At 44.6% G+C, this 21233-nt stretch carries 17 protein-coding genes and 1 tRNA gene; 6 read left to right on the top strand and 12 right to left on the bottom strand.

Features of this window, described 5'->3' with window-relative positions; translation table 11 throughout:
- Positions 1-4: 4 nt before the first annotated feature.
- Positions 5-1501 carry a pentapeptide repeat-containing protein gene (locus MC7420_RS00180; RefSeq protein WP_006098007.1) on the bottom strand — a complete coding sequence of 499 codons (1497 nt, stop codon included), beginning with the start codon at positions 1499-1501 and terminating at the stop codon, positions 5-7.
- Between the two features lie 423 nt (positions 1502-1924).
- Here MC7420_RS00180 and MC7420_RS00175 point away from each other — a divergent pair, with 423 nt between their 5' ends.
- Positions 1925-4081, top strand: a complete 2157-nt coding sequence (locus MC7420_RS00175; RefSeq protein WP_006097938.1) for a Tex family protein — start codon at positions 1925-1927, stop codon at positions 4079-4081.
- Positions 4082-4282: 201 nt separating this feature from the next.
- Positions 4283-5182 (top strand): Uma2 family endonuclease, encoded by a 900-nt coding sequence (locus tag MC7420_RS00170; protein ID WP_006097903.1) that lies wholly within the window; start codon positions 4283-4285, stop codon positions 5180-5182.
- Between the two features lie 172 nt (positions 5183-5354).
- Here MC7420_RS00170 and MC7420_RS00165 read toward each other — a convergent pair whose 3' ends face one another.
- The 9 genes from MC7420_RS00165 to MC7420_RS00120 form a co-directional block, all read right to left on the bottom strand.
- On the bottom strand, positions 5355-5915 hold the full coding sequence (locus tag MC7420_RS00165) for a phycobiliprotein lyase (protein ID WP_006098309.1): 561 nt from the start codon (positions 5913-5915) through the stop codon (positions 5355-5357).
- Positions 5916-6027: 112 nt separating this feature from the next.
- Complete coding sequence (locus MC7420_RS00160) at positions 6028-6708, bottom strand: HEAT repeat domain-containing protein (protein ID WP_006097910.1); 681 nt, start codon at positions 6706-6708, stop codon at positions 6028-6030.
- A gap of 234 nt (positions 6709-6942) precedes the next feature.
- The gene (locus tag MC7420_RS34695) at positions 6943-7473 is read right to left on the bottom strand and encodes a hypothetical protein (protein WP_006097851.1); all 531 of its coding nucleotides are present in this window, start codon (positions 7471-7473) and stop codon (positions 6943-6945) included.
- Positions 7474-7475: 2 nt separating this feature from the next.
- Positions 7476-7748, bottom strand: coding sequence for a DUF3467 domain-containing protein (locus MC7420_RS00150; RefSeq protein WP_006097831.1), 273 nt, complete (start codon positions 7746-7748; stop codon positions 7476-7478).
- A 117-nt stretch (positions 7749-7865) separates the two neighbouring features.
- On the bottom strand, positions 7866-8291 hold the full coding sequence (locus MC7420_RS00145) for a universal stress protein (RefSeq protein ID WP_044204076.1): 426 nt from the start codon (positions 8289-8291) through the stop codon (positions 7866-7868).
- Positions 8292-8461: 170 nt separating this feature from the next.
- Positions 8462-10069 carry an alanine/glycine:cation symporter family protein gene (locus tag MC7420_RS00140; protein WP_006097934.1) on the bottom strand — a complete coding sequence of 536 codons (1608 nt, stop codon included), beginning with the start codon at positions 10067-10069 and terminating at the stop codon, positions 8462-8464.
- 299 nt (positions 10070-10368) lie between these two features.
- Positions 10369-11841 carry an MFS transporter gene (locus MC7420_RS00135; protein ID WP_006098237.1) on the bottom strand — a complete coding sequence of 491 codons (1473 nt, stop codon included), beginning with the start codon at positions 11839-11841 and terminating at the stop codon, positions 10369-10371.
- A gap of 436 nt (positions 11842-12277) precedes the next feature.
- Entirely contained in the window at positions 12278-13606 is a 1329-nt protein-coding gene (locus MC7420_RS00125; protein WP_006098187.1) for a glycoside hydrolase family 3 N-terminal domain-containing protein, read from the bottom strand.
- A gap of 348 nt (positions 13607-13954) precedes the next feature.
- The gene (locus MC7420_RS00120; RefSeq protein WP_006098039.1) at positions 13955-15472 is read right to left on the bottom strand and encodes a DEAD/DEAH box helicase family protein; all 1518 of its coding nucleotides are present in this window, start codon (positions 15470-15472) and stop codon (positions 13955-13957) included.
- A gap of 155 nt (positions 15473-15627) precedes the next feature.
- Here MC7420_RS00120 and MC7420_RS00115 point away from each other — a divergent pair, with 155 nt between their 5' ends.
- Positions 15628-15981, top strand: coding sequence for a DUF2499 domain-containing protein (locus tag MC7420_RS00115; protein ID WP_006098050.1), 354 nt, complete (start codon positions 15628-15630; stop codon positions 15979-15981).
- A gap of 72 nt (positions 15982-16053) precedes the next feature.
- Positions 16054-16350 (top strand): DUF3593 domain-containing protein, encoded by a 297-nt coding sequence (locus MC7420_RS00110; protein ID WP_044204340.1) that lies wholly within the window; start codon positions 16054-16056, stop codon positions 16348-16350.
- 116 nt (positions 16351-16466) lie between these two features.
- Here MC7420_RS00110 and lipA read toward each other — a convergent pair whose 3' ends face one another.
- Positions 16467-17354 (bottom strand): lipoyl synthase, encoded by an 888-nt coding sequence (lipA, locus tag MC7420_RS00105; RefSeq protein ID WP_006098315.1) that lies wholly within the window; start codon positions 17352-17354, stop codon positions 16467-16469.
- A 71-nt stretch (positions 17355-17425) separates the two neighbouring features.
- On the opposite strand from lipA, the gene MC7420_RS00100 reads away from it, so the two are divergent.
- Both MC7420_RS00100 and tnpA read left to right on the top strand, forming a co-directional pair.
- A tRNA-Pro gene (locus MC7420_RS00100) sits at positions 17426-17499 on the top strand.
- Between the two features lie 1089 nt (positions 17500-18588).
- The gene (tnpA, locus tag MC7420_RS00095; protein WP_006098038.1) at positions 18589-19008 is read left to right on the top strand and encodes an IS200/IS605 family transposase; all 420 of its coding nucleotides are present in this window, start codon (positions 18589-18591) and stop codon (positions 19006-19008) included.
- Positions 19009-19235: 227 nt separating this feature from the next.
- On the opposite strand, the gene MC7420_RS34690 is transcribed toward tnpA, so the two are convergent.
- Positions 19236-21065: an AAA-like domain-containing protein gene (locus MC7420_RS34690; RefSeq protein ID WP_006098205.1), complete on the bottom strand. Its 1830-nt coding sequence runs from the start codon at positions 21063-21065 to the stop codon at positions 19236-19238.
- Positions 21066-21233 lie beyond the last annotated feature (168 nt).

The raw sequence follows: 21233 nt of genomic DNA, 5'->3' as shown, positions 1-21233 counted from the left end.
TCAACTATTCCTGAGTTGTCCCATCAGGCATGATAGCACCGTTAAGATTGGCATTATTTAACATGACTCCATCCAGTTTGGCATCTTTCAAGTTAGCTTGTTCTAGATTTGTCCTTTCGAATTTTGCCCCACGCAGATCTGCTTCACTCAAGGTTGCGCCATTTAAATTGGTATAACATAGGTTTACTGCACTTAATTTTGCCTGCTGTAGGTTTGCTCCAGTTAGATTAGCGCTACTGAGATTTGCTGCACTTAGATTTGCCCCTTGTAAATCGGCTCCAGTTAGATTGGCATTACTTAAGTTGACTCGACATAAATCTGCTGCTTGCAAATTGGCTCCACTCAAGTTTACTTGACCTAAATCAGCACCAGCGAGATTGGCTTCTTGTAAGTTGACTCCACTCAGGTTTAAGGTCTTCAGGTTCATACCCGCTAAGTTAGCATTTTGCAGTGAAACGCCAGGAGCAATCAAATAAGCACCCGTTTGAGTTGCATCGAATCCCATCGGGAAAATTGTGGTTGTGTTGTAAAGTGCTTGTTGGAGGTTGGCTTCTTTAAGGTTGGCTCCTTCGAGGTCTGTCCCAATTAGGTTAACTTGACTTAAATTGGCATGACTAAGGTTAGTTCTCATCAGTTTTGCCTTCCTTAAGTTTGCCGCCTTTAAGTTTGCCCCACTGAGATTTGCCATGCTGAGATTAGTTGTTTCAGATAAACTCGCTTGGCTAAGATTTGCCTCACTCAGATTTACCTCACGCAGGGAGGCTGAAGTTAAATCGGCTTTGCTTAAATTTGCCTTTTTTAGAGAGGCTTTCTCTAACTCAACAAATTGCAGGTTTGCCTGATGAAGGTATGCAGCATCTAAGTTAGCTTCATTCAGTTTTGCACTCGATAAGTATGCATTACTCAAATCTGTTCCCTTGAGATTTGCCCAACGTAGGTTTGCCAAACATAGGTCTACTCCACACAGATTGGCTCCACACAGATTCGCCCAACTGAAGTTGTTCCCACGCCACTTGCCACTGAGTTTTGCTCCGGATAAATTGGCTTGGCTTAGATTAACATCTTTGGGGGAGTTTTTCCCAAAATCTGCTCCAGCTAGATTAATTCCGGTAAAATCTCTTTGTCCATTACAATACAGACGCCAAAATTCTTGAGCTGTCATCGGTGCTTCCTGACTCTTGTCTTCAGCTAAATAAGCTTCTAATAAAAGCATATCTCCGTAGACGCCAAAAATTTGAGTTATTCTTAATTCCTTAAATTTCTCATCGCTAAAATTAGTTATATCGTTAGATATTCCTTCATCAGGAGTTGGACTATTGGTTAAGCTTGGCTCTATTTCCTGTTGTGGCTCAACGCGCTGTTGCAACTTATCCAACTTATCAGTAAACTCATTCAACTGACGCTTAACCCCTAATAAATACTTGGCGGTAATAGTCTGCCGCTCTTCGAGCTGTTCAATTTTGGCAACGAGAGACGCTAAATCTTGTTCTTTGTCAGCCATAGTAGAAAAGCTCCTATGCACCTAAACGAGTTTGAGTCACTACTGATTATAATAAAATGACTAATTTTTTGGTGGTTCTGGAGACGATCGCATCCTACGCAAAAAATACCTGAGAAGCTGTAAAATAATTATCAACGGTGAGGTTTTTGACTGGATCAAGATATCAGCTTGAACGAAGGGCGGGTTTTGTGGAGATGTTATCGGTGATATCCTGTAGGTTAATGGCTGAACCTGTCCCAACCCTAAGAAAAATGCCACTGACTCTAGAGTTTGTAGTAAGCGATGCGAGCGCTTCTGGCACTAAAGTGCCTACTACGAACCCAGCTTAAGTCAGTGACATTCACAAGGGAGGGGTACGAGTAGCGCGATCGCGAAATCTTGATCCTGTGCTAATTCTAGAAAGGATAGACCCATAAAGACCCGATGCTGAATATTCCCTCCGTCCTAGCACAAGAGCTTTCCCTCTCCGCCAATCAGGTGGAAAATACCCTGTCTCTTTTAGCCGAGGGAGCCACGATTCCCTTTATTTCCCGTTATCGGAAAGAACGCACCGGTTCTCTGGATGAAGTCCAAATTCGCGCGATCGCAGAACGCTACGCTTACCTGAGTGAACTCGAAGAACGCAAAGCCACGATTCTGGAAGCGATCGCGTCTCAAGGGAAATTAACGGATGAACTGAAGGCGAAAATAGAGTCCTGTTTCCAGAAAAATGAGTTAGAAGACCTTTACCTCCCCTATCGTCCCAAGCGCCGCACTAGAGCCACCGTTGCGCGGGAAAAAGGATTAGAACCTCTGGCTGAATTTATTAAATCCCTGAATACCCCCACCGCCAAACCCGTCTCCTTAGAAGCAGAAGCCGCCAATTATATTGACGAAGAAAAGGGTGTCAAAACCGCCGAAGATGCGCTGAAAGGGGCGTCTGATATCTTGGCGGAAGAAGTCGCTGAAACCGCCGAATTCCGGGCATACTTGCGCGACTATTTAATGAAAAATGGGCGATTTGTTTCCAAGATTAAAGACGATTATCCCGAAGGCAGTACCAAATATGAAATGTACCGCAATTTCCAAATCAAGGCAAAGGATATTGCGCCACATAATATGCTGGCATTATTTCGGGGCGAAAGCGAGGGAATTTTAAGCCTGAATCTGGAGTTTGATCAAGAGTTTGTCCAGTCGTATTTAGAATCAGAAACCATTCGCACGAAAATTCCAGAGGTGCGGAACTTCTATCGGGATCTGCTGCATGATGGCTTTAACCGTTTGATGAAAAATTCCCTAATTACGGAAGTGCGGACAGATCGTAAAGCGTATGCTGATTTTGAATCGATTAAAACTTTTGAAGCCAATCTGCGAGAACTCCTACTTTCTCCCCCAGCCGGAATGAAACCCACGTTAGCGATTGATCCGGGATTGCGAACCGGGTGTAAAGTGGCGGTATTAAATGAAACGGGGAAGTTTATGGAATACCAAACCATTTTCCCCCATACCGGAAAACCCACCCAAGCGGCTACCACAGTCAAAACCCTAATCGAAAAATACCAGATCGAATTAATCGCGATCGGCAATGGTACAGCATCGCGGGAAACCGATGAGTTTGTCGGGGATGTGATTAAAACCCTAGATCGGAAACCGATTAGCGTGATTGTAAATGAATCGGGTGCGTCTATCTATTCGGCGAGTGATGTAGCGCGAGAAGAATTTCCGGATCAAGATGTTACCGTGCGCGGGGCGATTAGTATTGGACGCCGTTTACAAGATCCTTTGGCGGAATTGGTGAAAATTGATCCCAAATCTATTGGTGTGGGACAATACCAGCATGATGTGGATCAAAAGTTACTCAGAAAGAAGCTGGATGACACGGTAGAAAGCTGTGTGAACTATGTGGGTGTGGATCTGAATACGGCGTCGAAAGAGTTGTTAACCTTTGTGTCGGGTTTAACTCCAACCATTGCCAAAAATATCGTCACCTATCGGAATGAAAATGGCGCATTTCCTAATCGCCGCCGTCTGCTGAAAGTCGCCAAATTAGGACCTAAAGCCTTTGAACAATCCGCCGGATTCCTGAGAATTCGGGGTGGCGATAACCCCTTAGACAATACCGCTGTGCATCCAGAGAGTTATCCAGTCGTAGAAGCGATCGCGAAAGATATTGGGGTTCCCTTAAAACAAATTCCTAAAGCCGCTGATCGGCTCAAGTCCATTGATTTAAAGAAATACGTCACCGATACCGTTGGCTTACCCACCCTGAAAGACATTATCCGGGAATTAGAAAAGCCGGGACGCGATCCCCGTGCTGAGTTTAAATATGCCACATTTAAGGAAGGCGTGAAGGAAATGTCTGACCTAAAAGTGGGGATGGAGTTAGAAGGAATTGTCACCAATGTGGCGAATTTTGGTGCCTTTGTCGATATTGGCGTGCATCAGGATGGGTTAGTGCATATTTCCCAACTGGCGGATCGATTTGTGGACGATCCCAAAGAAATTGTCAAAGTGGGACAAGTTGTTAATGTGCGGGTTCTTTCTGTGGATGAGAAGTTAAAGCGAATTGGCTTATCCATGCGTGCGGCGCAACAGAGGTAAACTGTCACGTATTTTATGTGATTTAATTGGATAGTCGCCCGTAGCCTGTAGGGTGGGTTAGGCGGGTATTCAATTAGGAAAGGAACCGTTTAATCAGGTATCCGCCGTAACCCACCATCGACTCTCAAGTTTCAATCCCGTTGCTGGGATTCATTATCAGGAAAGTTATAATAGGGCAACCCGATCGCAGACGCAATTCCCATGACTCAGAGCCTAGAACCCAATGTTCTACCTCCTCCGTTCCCGGATCATACCCAACTCCCTGAATCCAATGGTGAATTCGTGAAAAACTTCCAGGAGCATCCCCAAAGCCTTATTCTCACAGACTCCCTCGGACCCATTCTCGAAAGAATTCATCCCGACGGACAATATGCCATTGGACAAGATTGTGGCATCTACTGGCGACAAACAGAACCGCCAGAAAAAGGAGCAGAAGCTCCCGATTGGTTTTATGTCCCCAATGTTCCGCCAAAATTAGACGGTCAAATTCGCCGTTCTTACGTGATCTGGCACGAATTTATCGCGCCAATGATTGCCTTAGAATTTGCCAGTGGCGATGGTTCCGAAGAGCGCGATCGCACGCCATTATCCCGTTCATCCCAAGGAGAAAAAACGAAACCCGGTAAGTTTTGGGTTTATGAGCAGATTCTCCGGATTCCTTACTATGGTATTTTTGAAATCAAGACGAACCAGTTAGAGGTTTATCACTTCGTTAATGGTTCCTACAGCCCGATGAACCCTAATCGGCGAAACCATTATCCCATTGAACCTTTAGGTATAGAATTGGGACTACTACAAGGAACCTATCAAAATCAAACTCAAATTTGGTTGCGCTGGTGGGATAGTGAGGGGAATTTACTCCTAACTGGAAGTGAGAGAGCTGAACAAGAACGACAACGGGCTGAACAAGAAAGACACCGGGCTGAACAAGAAAGACACCGGGCTGAACAAGAAAGACACCGGGCTGAACAAGCAGAACTTGCCCGAACAGAAGCTATTCCCAAATTATTTGCTATGGGATTAACCGCCAATCAAATAGCAGAAGCTTTAGGTTTACCGATTGAGGACATTAACTCCATGGGTAATCCACCTAACAGTTAATTTGGCAATGTAGAGGCACTCTAATCTGTAGGGACAATTGATAAATTGCCCCTACTATCCCAATCAAAATTAGGACAGATTTACTCCTAAACCTTTTACCATCTGCCAGATCCCAGACGTAGCATGCTACGTCTCTACATGGCTCCCCAACACTTATTCAGCAGATCCTAGATTAAGTCTTCGCCGCCGCATCTTGTGATTCTTGCGGAGGTTTAGTTACGCCCATGCGAATTTCTGAAGACATAGACGCCATGCTAAAGCCGCCAAATCGCTTCAAAATGCTCGTCCGTAGCCGTAAGTTAGGACTAGCAAACCACAAACGCTCCTCAGAATACATGGTTTCGTAGTCGGTAATTAAGGTCAGCGCCTGATCATCTCCCATAATATAGCGACCCGCTACCGGGGCTTTCTCCGCATAGCCCATTTCCCGCAATAGCTTCCCTTCATTGGGCTTATCAGGATCAGCAACTGGCACCAGCACCGTTGAACCTTGATGCTTTTCTTCATCCCAGTCCATTGTGCCATCCCACGTCACTCTGGCACCACAGATAGCTGAATCTGGATCAACCTCATACTGTTGGCATAGCTGAACCACTTCTGGCGCATCAGCCGCGATCATTTCAATCGTAATATCAGACTTACCATTTTCAGCTTGCTTAAATGCCAGGTGGTGACTGGTACGCTGCGAAAACCATCGACCAGCACTCTGCTCAAAAAATTCTTTTATATCCATGAAGTCAGACGTTTCACGTTAACAAAGCTTTAATTGATTTTATCGTTCTCCTGGCTTGTTTATGGTTCATTGTTGATTGCTCATGACTTCCGGTAAAGCCATGGGCAGAGGTTTAGGCTGGCTTTGTCGCCTCTTGCAGGCGGTTCAGGGAGATAGATGCAGCTTGGGCAACTTGGGAATGGCTGTCTTTGGCTAAGAATTTTAACGCCGACTGGCTTTTATCGGTGGGTAGGTTCCCCAGGGCTTCAGCTAATCGTTGGCGCACTAACCAATCGGGGGATTGAGCAAAGCGCAGGATATCATCCACAGCGTCTATGGCTTTAATTTCACCCAATGCGGAGATAGCCGCCTGTTGCACCACGATTTCTTCACTATCCAGTGCTTTAGTGAGAACTTGACGGGCGCGGGGATCTTTTATATTGCCCAATGCGACAGCCGCGCTGAACCGGACTAACCATTGTGTATCTTCATAGAAGGTCCGGACTAATGATTCAAAGGCTCTAGCATCTTCTAGATATCCTAAGGCTCCGGCGGCATCAGCGCGAATGCCATAATCGGGGTCAGTTTCGAGTAGTTTCACCAAAATAGGGTAGCATTCGTCTGTCTGTTTTACCCCCAAGGCAAAGACAGCCATCGATCGCACTTGTAAACTTGGATCATCTAAAACCTTCTTGATTAAAGGCACAGCCTCCTCTGCTGGCACATTACGGAGATGAGCTAACGCCACCATGCGATCGCGGGAGTTGGCACTCTCTAGCTGATCTGAAATTTGCGCTAAGTTAGGATAATCCATCCGCTTCCCCTTATCGTTAAGAAATGTTACATACATTATAGAAAATAGTTTAAGGAAGCGCATTGGTGTGGCATGAGGGGTGTAGGGGCGGAACCTGTATCCAGAAACGCCCTCCCATTGACTTTTTTAGGCTCTGTTTTGTCAAGGGATGCTAGTTGCACTGTTATAAGAGGAGCATTGGGTTTTCCTTCTCCCAAAGAAGTGTAATTGTAAGACCCCACTGAAACTCAACTATTATTTAGACAGAGATGGAACGTTAATTGTCAACTTCGGATCTTCAGTAAGAACCTTTTTGATAAATAGGTGTCTTGGTCCAGTTTCTGAGTAAGCTCGTTTTACTAAAGCGGCTTCGTCTTTATCTGCATCCAGAACCTGTCCATCTTCAAAGATTACATACATACCCTCATACTGATTCAACAACTCTTTTCTTTTCTTTTCAAAAAGCTGACTTTGATGTTCCATGTATTCAACAAAATTCGGTTCTGGGTAGGCAGATAGCTTATCCAGATTATCTGTATCGTCATATCTTAATAAACTATCCTTTTTGCCTGAAACTGCTCTAAAAACAGAATTACCGAGTGATTTTATTGACCGTATATGTGGGACAATAAATGTTTTTTTTGTCTGTTTTGGTTGACTGTTGCAATATACATCCTTTTGCAAATATTGATAACTCTTACTTTCAATATTCCGATACTTAAAAATATCCTCATAAATTTTACATCTATTACCATGAATATCACTGAGTAATTTATTAGATTGCATTTTTATTCCTCCTTTTCACTAGTGAGATTTAACGCTTCTTGCAGATCATCAATCAATTGTTTGGCTATCGTGGGACTAACAATCAAACGGGCTAGAGGTTTAGACTCAACAGCAATCTCTTCTTCGGAAGTTTGTCTTAACTCTCTGAACCCAAGAGGGTCTACAAATCCAAAGTCAATAATTATATCATCATCCAGGGGATTAACTAAAGCCACATTAGCATAATTGGGATGACAATTCTGATGAGACGTGAACTGTACTTTCGCTCTAGGCATGAACTCTTTACCAAATAGGGATTGATTAAAACGGCTTCTAATTACAGCTTAACATTTCCAGATCACCCCCTGCGATCGCGAGAGTTAATCCTTCCATCCTGATACCCTTCTACCGCTTCAACGGAGTAACAACACCGGACAAGGAGACAACCGTACCACTTGCTCAGCCACAGAACCCATCAAAACCCGCTTGACACCTGTGTGTCCGTGAGTGGGCATAACAATTAATTCAATTCCTTTTTCTTTGGCATAGTCCACAATTTCATGACTAGGAGTTCCAATCGAAACCTGATGTTGTACTCCTACATACCCCAGTTCACTCAGCTTGTTTTTCAAAAAAGATTGAGCGTTGTTTTGTCGAGATTCTGAAGTAACCGTTTTCCATATCGTACCTGGATCGACTGCACTCAAAGGCAGTAGAACGTGGATGACATGCAAATGAGATATGTCCTCGACAAACTCTAAAGCCGGAGCCAGTGCGGTAAAGGATATATCAGAGAAATCAGTCGGTACAAGCACATCGTTCTTTTTTAGCCAGCTCATAATTATTAATTGTTCATTTCCGTGTAGCTTGTGTGAATGGAAGCGATTACCATGAGATTCTGAATTTTTCTTTGAAGCCAGGGCGGGTTTAGTGACATCTGGATGACAAGAAACGATAATAGTGAAACCCGCCCCTACAACTCACAAAACTCAAAATTTGTTGGGATGCATTAGTTTCCAGCTTGGTGGGAATCTCCCAGAGTGGCGAGCTTTTCTGCATAAGTTGGCATTTGCCCCGAACGCAACCTTTCCATATAATTGCTAATGTCTCCCGCCACCTCATTGGAGAGAAAATAAGCACCAATTAAGTTGGGAAGTGCCATCATCAGCAGGGTTAAATCGCTAAAATCAATCACCGCACCAGGAGTAACAACGGCACCGATAAACACACAGGCGACAAAAATCAGCTTATAGATGATAATAGTGCGTTGACCAAAGAGATATTGCCAGGAAATCTCGCCGTAATAACTCCAAGAAATAATCGTGGAGAAGGCAAACAAGAAAATCGCGATTGTGAGAACCACCGGAAACCAGTCACTAACTGTAGCAAAGGCATTCAGTGTCATCTGGGAACCATCGATCGCTTCACCCGTATCTTGATAGACACCCGTTAGGACAATCATGATTCCAGTCATGTTGCAGATGATGATCGTATCAATAAACGGTTCCAAGAGGGCGACAATCCCTTCCCGCACTGGTTCATCAGTCCGAGCCGCCGAGTGCGCGATCGCGGCTGAACCAATTCCCGCTTCATTGGAGAAAGCACTGCGCCGCACCCCTTGCACGATAACGATAATAATACCGCCTTCAATACCGCCTTCAAGCGCTTCTGGGACAAAAGCTTGGCTAATAATTGTAGCGATCGCAGCAGGAACTTGGGGCAAATTCACCACCACAATCCACAGACACCCCAAGATATAAATCACCGCCATTGCGGGCACCAGCAACCCCGTTGTCGAAGCAATTCGCTCAATCCCACCAATAATCACAATTGCGGTTAACACTGCCAAAACCAGACCGACGATCCATCCCTGCATCCCCGGAAATGTACCCACAAACGCGATGGCGGCTTGGTTAGACTGGAACATATTCGCGCCACCCATCGAACCAAAAATCGCCAGCACGGAAAAAATAATTCCTAATCCTTTTCCCAGCGGACCCAACCCCATCTTGGTTAACCCGCGTGAGAGCATATAAGCCGGTCCCCCAGCGACGGTACCATCGGGTCGTTCGATGCGATATTTGAGTCCTAGGGTACATTCCACCAACTTAGTTGTCATACCCAGAAAAGCCGCCAGTGTCAGCCAAAACATAGCGCCTGGACCTCCCACCTGGATTGCCACAGCCACGCCAGCAATGTTGCCTAATCCCACCGTTCCCGACAAAGCTGTCGCCAGCGCCTGAAAATGAGAGACTTGTCCCTCTTCCTCTGGGTCATCATACCTACCCCTTACCACATCGATCGCATGTTTAAAGGCACGGATATTGATAAAGCCCAAGCGAAGCGTAAAGAAAATACCTGCCACAATCAACCACACCACAATCAGCGGAAAACCACCGATGTCGTAGAAGAGAAACTTAAACAGGACAGCGACGATTGCCGAGAATACACTGTCGATCGCATTCAGGAAACCACCCGAGGCTTGGGCGTCTTGAGCAAGAACTCTAACGGGAAAAAATAGCAGCAACAAAGTGGCTAGCACCAACGCCGCTAGCTTTCCCCGTTGTTGACGTTTAAGCTGCACTTGGGAAATTGGCTGTTTTCTTGGGTATGTCATTGTGAATTTGATTGCCAACGTGATATCAATTGGGATATTCCACCCAGCCGAATTAGAGGAAGATTATAGCAAAATGATCACGACTTGAACGATAAATAAACAACTTTCGGTCTATCACTGGACTGGGGTTGAGGGTTGAGTATGCATGTAGCCAGTCTAGAGCGATCGCTAGTTCCCCCCTTTCAAAGCTCGCCTTCACTCCAGTTCCCCCCTTTCAAAGGGGGGCTTTATTTTATGGGGCTTTATTTTATGGGACTTGATAGAGTATTTGAGAACGGTTACCAATTTTAGCCATAGCGTCACTCAAGTTCCAAACCTTCGTCAGCCGAAGTATCAGTACCCGACTTGCGTTCCTGAAGCTGTAACATAATTTCTGCATGAACTTCGCGAGTGATGGGATAAAAATATGCCAAAATTAATCCACAAAGTAAGAACACGGTAGGCAATGGACCAACAACTAACCGAATCGCCAGCAACGCCGAAGCTGGTTGTTCTGGTATCGGTTGACCCGGTTCATTAGTCAAAAACCCCGCAAAATCCAGCGCTTGTCCCACAAGAAACAACCCCAACGCTAATCCCATTTTTTGCAGGAGTACCATAAACGAATAGAATATTCCCTCGCGCCGTTGACCCGTATTTAGTTCATCTAATTCAATCACATCGGGTAACATTGACCAAGGGATGAGATAGGCAATGGCAATGCCAAACCCTGCCATGACAAAGAGGAGATACATTAATCCCACCTGATCCCGTGGTAAAAAGAATAATCCGCCTTGGGCGACAATCCAGGCACTCATTCCCATAAAATAAACTGCCCGTTTACCGACGCGCTGACTTACCAAATTCCAGACAAAAAGCATCACTAAGGCTACACATTGAACCACTAAGGCGGCGGTAAAATAGGACTCTTGACCCATCCAGTTAACCAAATAATAGGGAATAATCGCTGCTGTTAACTGAAAGGCTAACCAAGAAAACAGATAAATCCCGATGACATACAGAAAAGGACGATTGCTAAAGGCAATTTTTAGCTGTTCTAAAAAAGGGATTTCCGTTTCATTACTCTCCTCCACCGTTTGCGGCGATCGCCGTTCCCCCGCCGCCGTTGGATCTGTGGTTCCCCACACACACCAGTAGACGGGTAGAACAGACAGAATTGTACAGATGAGTCCCAAGACTAGATATTGTGTTTGATCATTGGGAATAACTTTAAAGATAAATTGACCCAAGGCTAAGGAGAGAATACTCCCACCAATGGAGAAGGCAAAGCGAAAACTATTCAAGCTGGTACGTTCGTTGTAATCTTGAGTCAGTTCTGGCGTCAATGCGGTATAGGGCAAATTAACACCTGTAAACGCCATGTTGAATAAAATACTGACAATCACGTAATACCAAAACAGCGCCAACTGATTGATAGGGGGTACAACCCATTGCAGGAAAAAGAACACACCAAAGGGAATACCGGATAGGATCATCCAGGTATGGCGTCGTCCCCAACGGAACCGAGTGCGATCGCTTAATACTCCGACAATGGGATCATTAATCGCATCCCAGATTTTGCCGATTAACAGCACCGTACTGGCTAACCCTGGACTTAATCCAGCTACATTGGTGAGAAAAATTAGTAAGGAGAACGCCAACAGGGTAGCCGTAATCCCCGCCCCCATATCACCCGCCCCGTAAGCCATTTTCGTGGAAAGATTAAGTTTTTCCGGTTGGGTGGGTTTTGGTGGAACTGAAGACTCTGATCGAGCGGGATTACTCATTGCCATTTTTTCTTGCTTAAACCCGTAAATTTAACACAACTTATTCAGTTTGACGAATCATGAGTATTTTTCACGAACGTATTCCTCCATGTCATGGACGTACCAGTTACCCTATTTGTTCTACTGATCCAACGGTTTCAGGAGAGGACACCCGATCAAATTGAGTGGGCGACAGGTGTTAATTGATGCAGGCGGATCGTCTCTACAACTGTCTTTCAGGTGTTTATTTTCTGGCGTCAACCCAACCTACAACCGATTCCACCATTTTAAATGCATATAAAAAACCTCAGCGCCTTTACAGAACCGATGTTCTTGTTGTCGCTGAGGATCAACTGAAGGATGCGTTTGATATGTTTCTCAATACATAAATAATTTTATGCGATCAGGAAATGTTGCCATTTGTTATTGATTTACGCCTCACTGTTTTCTATTTCTTCATAATTCATAATATTTTCCTGATAGCTTGCTTGAGTCTTGTATTACTACTTTTCAGAACGGTAATATCTAAACGATTAGCCGATTCAGCCTGAAGCAAAGCATTCATCGCGTTGTAATACAAATCGGTATCGTAAGCCATTAAGATTAAATCAACTCCAGCGTTAATGGCTTTTACTGTAGCCGCCTCTAACCCATCTTGACTGCTATAAACCGCATGCATACTAAAATCATCTGTAATTAGAATGCCATTATGCTGCCATTTGTCTCGAATAATGTCTGTAACAACTTGTTGAGAAAACGATACAGGATGGTCAGGATCAACGGCAATTAATTGAGCGTGTCCCAACATCGTAAAGGCATTTGTTTTGCTCATGACTTCCCGAAATGGCACCCAGTCTGCTTGGGTTAATTCCGCTACCGACGTTTTCAATTGAGCATCCTCAAGATGGGTATCCGTATCCACTCGTCCCAATCCAGGGAAATGTTTAATGGTACAGGTTACGCCATAGTCGGCTAGGGTTTGGCAATACCATAATGCCACCTTAGCCACAATATCTTTATCGGCGGATATGGCTCTCAGATAAATTTTAGAATATTTATCTTCAGAACTGATAACCCCATAATTTAAATCCACGACTGGGGCAAAGTTTAAATTAATACCAATCTCGGACAATTCTTTACCCTGAATACTAGCATAGCGGATAACGTCTTCTTTGGTACTATCGATATCTTTTTTATCTTTAATAATTGATGATAAGGGGGGTAATTGAGTTAAAGGCGGAGATAATCGCGAGACAATACCGCCTTCTTGATCCGTAGCTATCCACAAGGGTGATAACCCCTGATTGTCGCGAATGGCTTGTAACGATTGGATTTCTTGGTTAATTTCGTCTGGGGTTTTATTCTGGATATTTCGTCTAGTGATAAAGACACCAGCGATCGCGCCTTTTTTGACCAGAGTTTTTACCTCCTCAAGATTACGATAACCCACAATAAAATGCTGACCCAGAGTTTCCAGTTGGCTTGCTTCTCGATTCAGAATCGCTTGTTTAGTCAACTGGAACTTAACTTCCGTCGTCACCGCCAAAGAAAAACTGAATGACGCGATCGCTAAAATAAAAACGCTGAGAATAACTTGTCTTTGGCTTGAATTTCTCGTCCAGCCTAAAATTTCCGAAACGATTAATCCCAAACTGATCATAAAGACCAAACCAAATGCCCAATCCCTTAAACTTGCCAACCATGGCGTTCTAAAATAAACTGCCGGAAACACTAAACTGACAGCCAAAGCCAGTTTTACGAGTTTGATCAAAAGTTTAACAAATGCAATCATTAGTCATGAGTGAAGGGACATGCAATAAGCTGAAATGCATTTAAATTGGATATTAGTAGCGAGCAAGATGCAAAGCCTGCGGCATGGCTTCGCTAAACGCACTACAAGGATCTCGCAATTCTTGACATTATGGTTTAAATGCCGAACAGCTTAGTAAATTATATCGTTCCCGATTGGTTTTCCAATTCTATACAATGTTCATTTGTCTACTTAAACTCCTCTGGAAACCTCTGCGTCCCTCTGCGCCAACCTCTGCGAACCTCTGCGTTAAAAACGGACTTAATCTGAATGAAACTTATAGTAAGCGATGTAGCTTTTATAGCACTAAAGCGCAACTACCAAACTCTATCATACGTCATACTTACCCGGAGACTCGGCAGCTTTCGGCGACTGAGAAGGTTTCACTTCGTAAGGTTGAGAAGGTAAAATTTCCAACTGTCGATGCTTCGGCTTCTCCACTTCCTTGGGTTTAGGTTTGGGTTTAGCTTTGGCTTTTCCACTAGAACCGCGTCGCCGTTGAGAAGTACCTTCTTCACTGGTATTTTCCGCAATGACTTCATACAATATCGCCAACTTATTCTGATCAGTTCCCTTGCGTAACACTCGCCCTAATCGCTGCACATATTCCCGTTCTGAACCTGTTCCCGATAAAATAATCGCCACTCGTGCATCAGGAACATCAACCCCTTCATTTAAAACATGGGAGGCGACCAAGATTTTATAGTCTCCCTCGCGAAATCGTTGGAGAATCTCGTGACGTTCTTTGACGGGAGTGTGGTGGGTAATCGCGGGAATCAGCAATTCTTGGGAAATCCGATAAACTGTGGCATTATCATTCGTGAAGACCAAGATCCGTTCCGGATAATGTTTCGCGACTAAATCGGCTAATACTCGTAATTTCCCTTCCGTTCCTAAAGCAATTTCCTTAGATTCCCGATGGGCTAACATAGCGCGACGCCCTTGTTGAGAACCGGCACTGGCTTGCACAAACCGTTGCCATCCGTCTAAACTACTTAGGTAAATATTCGACTCTCTTAAAAAATCATTCCGCAGTTTCAGACAAGCATCGTAGCGATCGCGCTCTTGGTGTGATAGTTTGACTTTAATCTGCACCACCTTATGTTCTGCCAAGGCTAACCCAGCCAAGTCATCGGGGCTTTTGCGATAGACCTGTTGACCGATTAAGCCATCTAGGTCATTATGACGCCCATCAGTACGTTCTGGGGTAGCCGTAAGTCCGAGTCGGTAGGGTGCGATCGCATATTCAGCAATGGCGCGATAAAAGTCGGTGGGTAGGTGGTGACATTCGTCAAATATTAACAACCCGTATTGATTTCCCAGGGATTCGGCGTGAATCGTAGCGCTATCATAAGTAGCAATTAGGATGGGTGTGCGATCGCGCGAACCTCCCCCCAGTAATCCTACCTCCACATCCGGAAACGCAGCTTCTAACTGCGCGTACCATTGATGCATTAAATCCAAGGTGGGTACAACAATTAACGTACTGCGAGGCGTCGATTGCATCGCCAGTTGAGCCAGATAGGTTTTTCCGGCGGCGGTAGGTAGTACCACTACCCCGCGACGCCCTGCTAATTTCCAGGCTAATAAGGCTTCCTGTTGATGGGGATAGGGTTCCATCTCAAAACTGCAAACCAACTCCAAAGGAATAAATTCCTTCGCATCATCAATAAAATCAACCTCAGAGGCTTGCAGCATTTCCACCAGGGGGCGATAGTGCATCCCTGGAATCCGAAACTTTTCCACCCGATCATCCCATGTCGCATAATCCACCCACGCCTTACCCCGTGGGGGTGGATGGAGGAGTAGGGTTCCTCGGTCAAAGGTTAATTTTGGGGTACGAGCCATTCGTTTATTATGTAGTAGTCCCCTCAGTTATTGTATTGTGCCAGAGTCGAGGGCGCGATCAGCTATCTACATACTGTTTTAGACCTAAGGCAAAAGAGCGACAGTGGGGGTTAGAATGATTGAGGTTGTGCGATCGCGTCAAGTAAACTTTTTCTATGCATGCCCTTTCAGTTCCAACGTGGATCATTCACGTCTCTAGCGTTATCGAATGGATTGCCGCTATCTGGTTAATCTGGAGTTATGGTGACATTACAGGCAATCGTTACTGGTGGGCATTATCTTGTGCCATGTTTCCTGCCTTAGTCGGTGCGATGTGTGCTTGTACCTGGCACTTTTTTGACAATCCTGAATCGTTGGATTGGTTAGTTACCCTGCAAGCCTCGATGACGGTATTAGGAAATATTACCCTTTGTACTGCCGCTTGGTGGATTTGGCGTTGTGCGCGAAAAGCTGATCAGAGTGATAGCAGCGAATCGGAAAAATCTCAAACACCCGTTGATGTTGTTTAGCCAAAATACTCATTCAGAGGGGTAATGAACAAGGGCGCACGTCTATGCGCCCCTACGTTAATCGATAATGTGATGATTTCTAAAGACACTTTGTTTGCAGTTTCCTTATTCCCTTACCTAGGTTTTTTGTGGTTTCTAACTCGTTCCGGACAAACCCCACGGTTGGCACTGATTGGATTTTATGCGCTATTGGTGTTTGTGGGAGTGACGATTCCGGCGGGAATTTATGCCAAGGTTGCGTTTGGGGAACAATTAGCCAATGTGGATTGGTTGCATGGGAGTGCTGAGTTTTTTCTCACCCTATCTAATATTTTGGTCGTGTTAGGTTTTCGCCAAGCGATTATTCAACACAAGCGTTCCTCATCTTAAGTTGAATGGCACTGACTTAAGCTGGGTTCGTAGTAGGCACTTTAGTGCCAGAAGCGCTAAAGCGCTTACTACAAACTCTAAAGTGCCATGAGACGTGCCATGGCACGTCTCTACATTCAACCCAGCATCGGCGCTTTTCGGGGATAGCGCTGCATTAATGATCTCACCTCTCCAGCATGATAGGAACTGCGGGTGAGGGGAGAGGAGACAACTTGTAAAAAGCCGATAGATTCGCCAAACTCTCGCCAAGTATCAAACTGTTCTGGGGTGATAAAGTCAGTCACGCCTAAGTGCTTTTGAGTAGGTTGAAGATATTGCCCAATGGTGAGAATATCACAATTGACGGCTCGCATATCCTGCATCACTTGGCGCACTTCGGCGTCAGTTTCACCTAATCCCACCATGATGCCAGATTTGGTGTAAATCCAAGGGGCGAGTTCATGAGTGCGTTGAAGAAGTTCAAGCGATCGCGGATAATCTCCTTGAGGGCGTACTCGTCGATAGAGTCGGGGGATGGTTTCGGTATTATGGTTGAGAACTTCAGGTTTGGCTTGCAAAATGGTAGCTAGGGCATCCCAATTCCCACACAAATCTGGAATTAATACCTCGATGGTGGTTTGAGGCGAGATAGCGCGAATCGCTTCAATGCAGTGGACAAACTGAGAAGCACCCCCATCAGGTAAATCATCCCGATTCACCGAAGTAATTACCACATGCTGAAGTTTCAGTCGCCCTACTGCTTCCGCTAATCGCGTGGGTTCTGTAGGATCAAGGGGTTTGGGTTTCTTCTCGAAATCAATATCGCAGTAGGGACAAGCACGGGTACAGGCAGGTCCCATAATTAAAAAGGTAGCAGTGCCAGCATTGAAGCACTCACCGATATTGGGACAAGAGGCTTCCTCACAGACGGTATTGAGTGCCAAATCCCGTAAAATATCCTTAACGTTGCCCACGCGCTGCCATTGCGGTGCTTTGACTCTTAACCATTCAGGTTTAACGACCACTCCTGAACATGCTCCCACGAAAGTACCAGTGTTAATCCTAACAAGTCTGTGGTAGTATGGATGAGATATTGCGGGATGTAGCGCAGCTTGGTAGCGCACCTCGTTCGGGACGAGGGGGTCGCAGGTTCAAATCCTGTCATCCCGATTTTGAGTTAGTTAAGTGGTGAGATTTAAGCCTGGAACTAAAGTTCCGGCTAAAAGCTGAAACCCGTTAAAACGGGTTGAACGCCTTACTCACTGACAGGCTTTCGGTTTTGTGCTGACGCGATCGCTCTGAGATATTAGCCTACAGAGAAATAAGGTATAATCTTGATTCGGCACGACACTATTCAAAATAGTCACATAGCCTGGAACTAAAGTTCCGGCTAAAAGCTAAAACCCGTTAAAACGGGTTGAACGCCTTACTCACTGACAGGCTTTCGGTTTTGTGCTGACGCGATCGCTCTGAGATATTAGCCTACAGAGAAATAAGGTATAATCTCGATTCGGCACGACACTATTTACAATAATCACATAGCCTGGAACTAAAGTTCCGGCTAAAAGCTAAAACCCGTTAAAACGGGTTGAACGCCTTACTCACTGACAGGCTTTCGGTTTTGTGCTGACGCGATCGCTCTGAGATATTAGCCCACAGAGAAATAAGGTATAATCTTGATTCGGCACGACACTATTTACAATAATCACATAGCCTGGAACTAAAGTTCCGGCTAAAAGCTAAAACCCGTTAAAACGGGTTGAACGCCTTACTCACTGACAGGCTTTCGGTTTTGTGCTGACGCGATCGCTCTGAGATATAGCAATCCTAAATAGGATGCAACAAGCGAAAAGCTCGAAAGCCAGGTATAGCAAGGGTTTCATTTTTGAAAATTGCCACAACCTAAATAGGATTGCTATATTAGCCTACAGAGAAATAAGGTATAATCTTGATTCGGCACGACACTATTTACAATAATCACATAGCCTGGAACTAAAGTTCCGGCTCAAAGCTGAAACCCGTTAAAACGGGTTGAACGCCTTACTCACTGACAGGCTTTCGGTTTTGTGCTGACGCGATCGCTCTGAGATATTAGCCTACAGAGAAATAAGGTATAATCTCGATTAGGCACGACACTATCAAAATAATCACACAGCTTGTAAATGTTTGAACCCGTTTTAACGGGTTTAAGATTTGATCTGGAAATTTATTTCCTAGCTCACTTCCTAGCTCACTTCCTAGCTCACTTCTGTAAAAATAATGTCCTTATGGCGCACCTACTACCACCTCATTTGGGCAACAGAATCCCGTCAACCTCTGATTACTCCAGAGCGAGAATCTGAATTATACCGTTATATTATTGGCAAGGCTGATGGGATTGGCTGTATTCTCCATGCGATTGGGGGTATGGCGGATCATATTCATCTGGTGGTTTCAATTCCTCCAAAGTTATCCGTTGCTGATTTTGTCAAGACAATTAAAGGGAGTAGTGCGTATCATTTGAATCATCTGCCATCGGCTTCTTCTTTGGCGTTTAGTTGGCAACACGGATATGGGGTGTTTACCCTGGGAGGGAAACAATTGGAAGAGGCGAAGGCTTATGTGCTAAACCAGAAGACGCACCATTTAAATGGCACGGCAATTCCCGCGTTGGAACGGGATTTTGAGGTGAATAAGTGAGTGATTGCTCCTGGAAATACGTTTCCTCAAAGCCAAGGCAAACGTTAAAACGGGTTGGTTGTTTTCGCCATAAGATTTAGCCGGGAAATAAATTTCCGGCTCAAAGATCAAACCCGTTAAAACGGGTTGGTAGAGGGAATGATTGTCGAGGGTGCGATCGCGTGTTTTATACACGCCGTTAATTTGATGACCATTAGGCAAGATATCGGGAATGATATTTTCCGTTTTTACCGGGAAATTTTTGCTAACTCTTCTTTAACCCAAGTCTTATTAAATATAGATTGATAAATTAAATTTTGAACCGTTAACTTACCATTACGCTTACGCTTAACCACCAAACCTGATAAGCATAATTCTTTCTGCTCAGGACTATCATCAGCTAACATTTCTCCTCTTCGTAAAATTTGCTGATAATAGCGAAGTAATGATTCTGCACCAATCTTATTACTTTTGAGTATGCGATCGCGAATGGATATCAGATGTTCAGGATGATCGTTTTCTTCCCAATTTTCAATGATTTGCGACCTGACTAAGTTTTTGATGTTCTGTGCTTCACTACCAGCAGGAATAGTATAGGTAATCATTTGGGTAATCCGACAAAGCTTTTGAGTTAAAAAAGGTTGACCGTTTGTCCATTTCAGAATTTCTCTGAGGACAGATCGAGGATTTTCTACTTTACCTTCTAATCCCCGTGTTAACACCATAGCTTCGTCTAGGCTAAAGCCACGTAATTCAATCGCTTGACAAATATTAAAAGGCGTTTTTGTCTTGTCTTGGATTAACTCCGATGGGCTGGCTACTCCTAACAAAGCAAAGGTTAAACGCTGATACTGTTTCTGCGTATCTCGTCCATTATAGTAGGCTCGAATTAAGGCAAAGAAATTATCGGTGGGAAAGGATAAACTTAGCGTACTGTCGATTTCATCAATAAAAATAACTAAATTTTTAGTGATAATGTCCAGCACAACCGCTTCAATAAACTCCCCCAACTGCTGCACAGGTGATAAGGAGTCATGCTCATCCCACCACTGTTTCCAATTGACCCGAGACGCAAGTCGTAATTCACGGAGTAAAAGGTAAGCAATTCCCTTATACCATTGCTGTTCATTTACCTGACAACCCATGCGAGTCAAATCAACCACCGCGCAGACAATTCCTTCAGATTCTAACCGTTTCTTCGTTCGCACTCGTAAGCTAGATATACCCATTTGTCGGGAATTGTAGACGTAACAAAATATCCCTGCTTTCAACGCCTGATAAAGATCATTGTCTGCTTTACGCATGACATAACTGGGAGCATCTGGAGGTAAACTTCCGCCAACCTGGTAATATGAGCGAGGTTGTTTGGTAGAGGTCGGAACTAATGATGGTATCGGTAATTGTATCCCAAGAATATCCTCTTGACTACTATCTTCAAGCACTTTGTCAAATTTAGCTGTTGCACCGGCTATGTCGCCAATAACAAAGCTTTTCATTGCCTGACTGTAACGCAGTAAAGGTTTAAATCCAAATTCCTCTAACGGTTCTGCATAGGTTTCTACTAATGAAGTTAGGCGTAATACCTCTGCCATATCTATGTTCTCTCTTTTCACAGTTTCACTGAGAACCTCTGCCAATTTTTGCCCTGCTTCAGCCGGTTGCGTATACGCCAATGCTGTCCACTCCTGCGCCTCTCGTAAATCCTGCGTAGCCGGATCATATTCAGTAAGCTGCTGCGCTACATAATCAATCAAAAATGCACCCAATTCCTCCAATCTTTGTTGCCCAAACTGTTCCTTCAATTCCCTGAGCAACAGATTGCGAACTTGAATATCCATCTCATACATCTCATAGCCAACCTGCCGACATAAACGCGACAGCAGCACCCGCGCTACCGCCGTCCAAGGTGTTTCTGGGATGAAGGTTGCCCAAATTTGGTAGAGTAAGTCAGGGGTGAGAACTAGAGGAAAGGCGGCGTGACAAGCTAGATTTAGATGGGCTTCCCCAAATTGTTTGGCAAACCCAACAATCCGCTCAACAGCGATTCGCTTTTCTCGTTCTTGGTTCGTTGTTGCCATGATTTTGATTGGGGATTGGGATTGGAGATTGGGGAAGACACAATACTGACTAATAGTATAAGCTAGCTTTAGTAAGCTATGATAACTTTGAGTAATAGTGCGTTACACTTCACTCTCCTCACGATAGTGGACTGATACAGCTAAAATAGTGGAATAGGACGGTTTTTT

The organism is Coleofasciculus chthonoplastes PCC 7420 (genome assembly GCF_000155555.1).
Taxonomy (GTDB): domain Bacteria; phylum Cyanobacteriota; class Cyanobacteriia; order Cyanobacteriales; family Coleofasciculaceae; genus Coleofasciculus; species Coleofasciculus chthonoplastes_A.
This window is presented reverse-complemented; position numbering and strand designations above follow the sequence as displayed.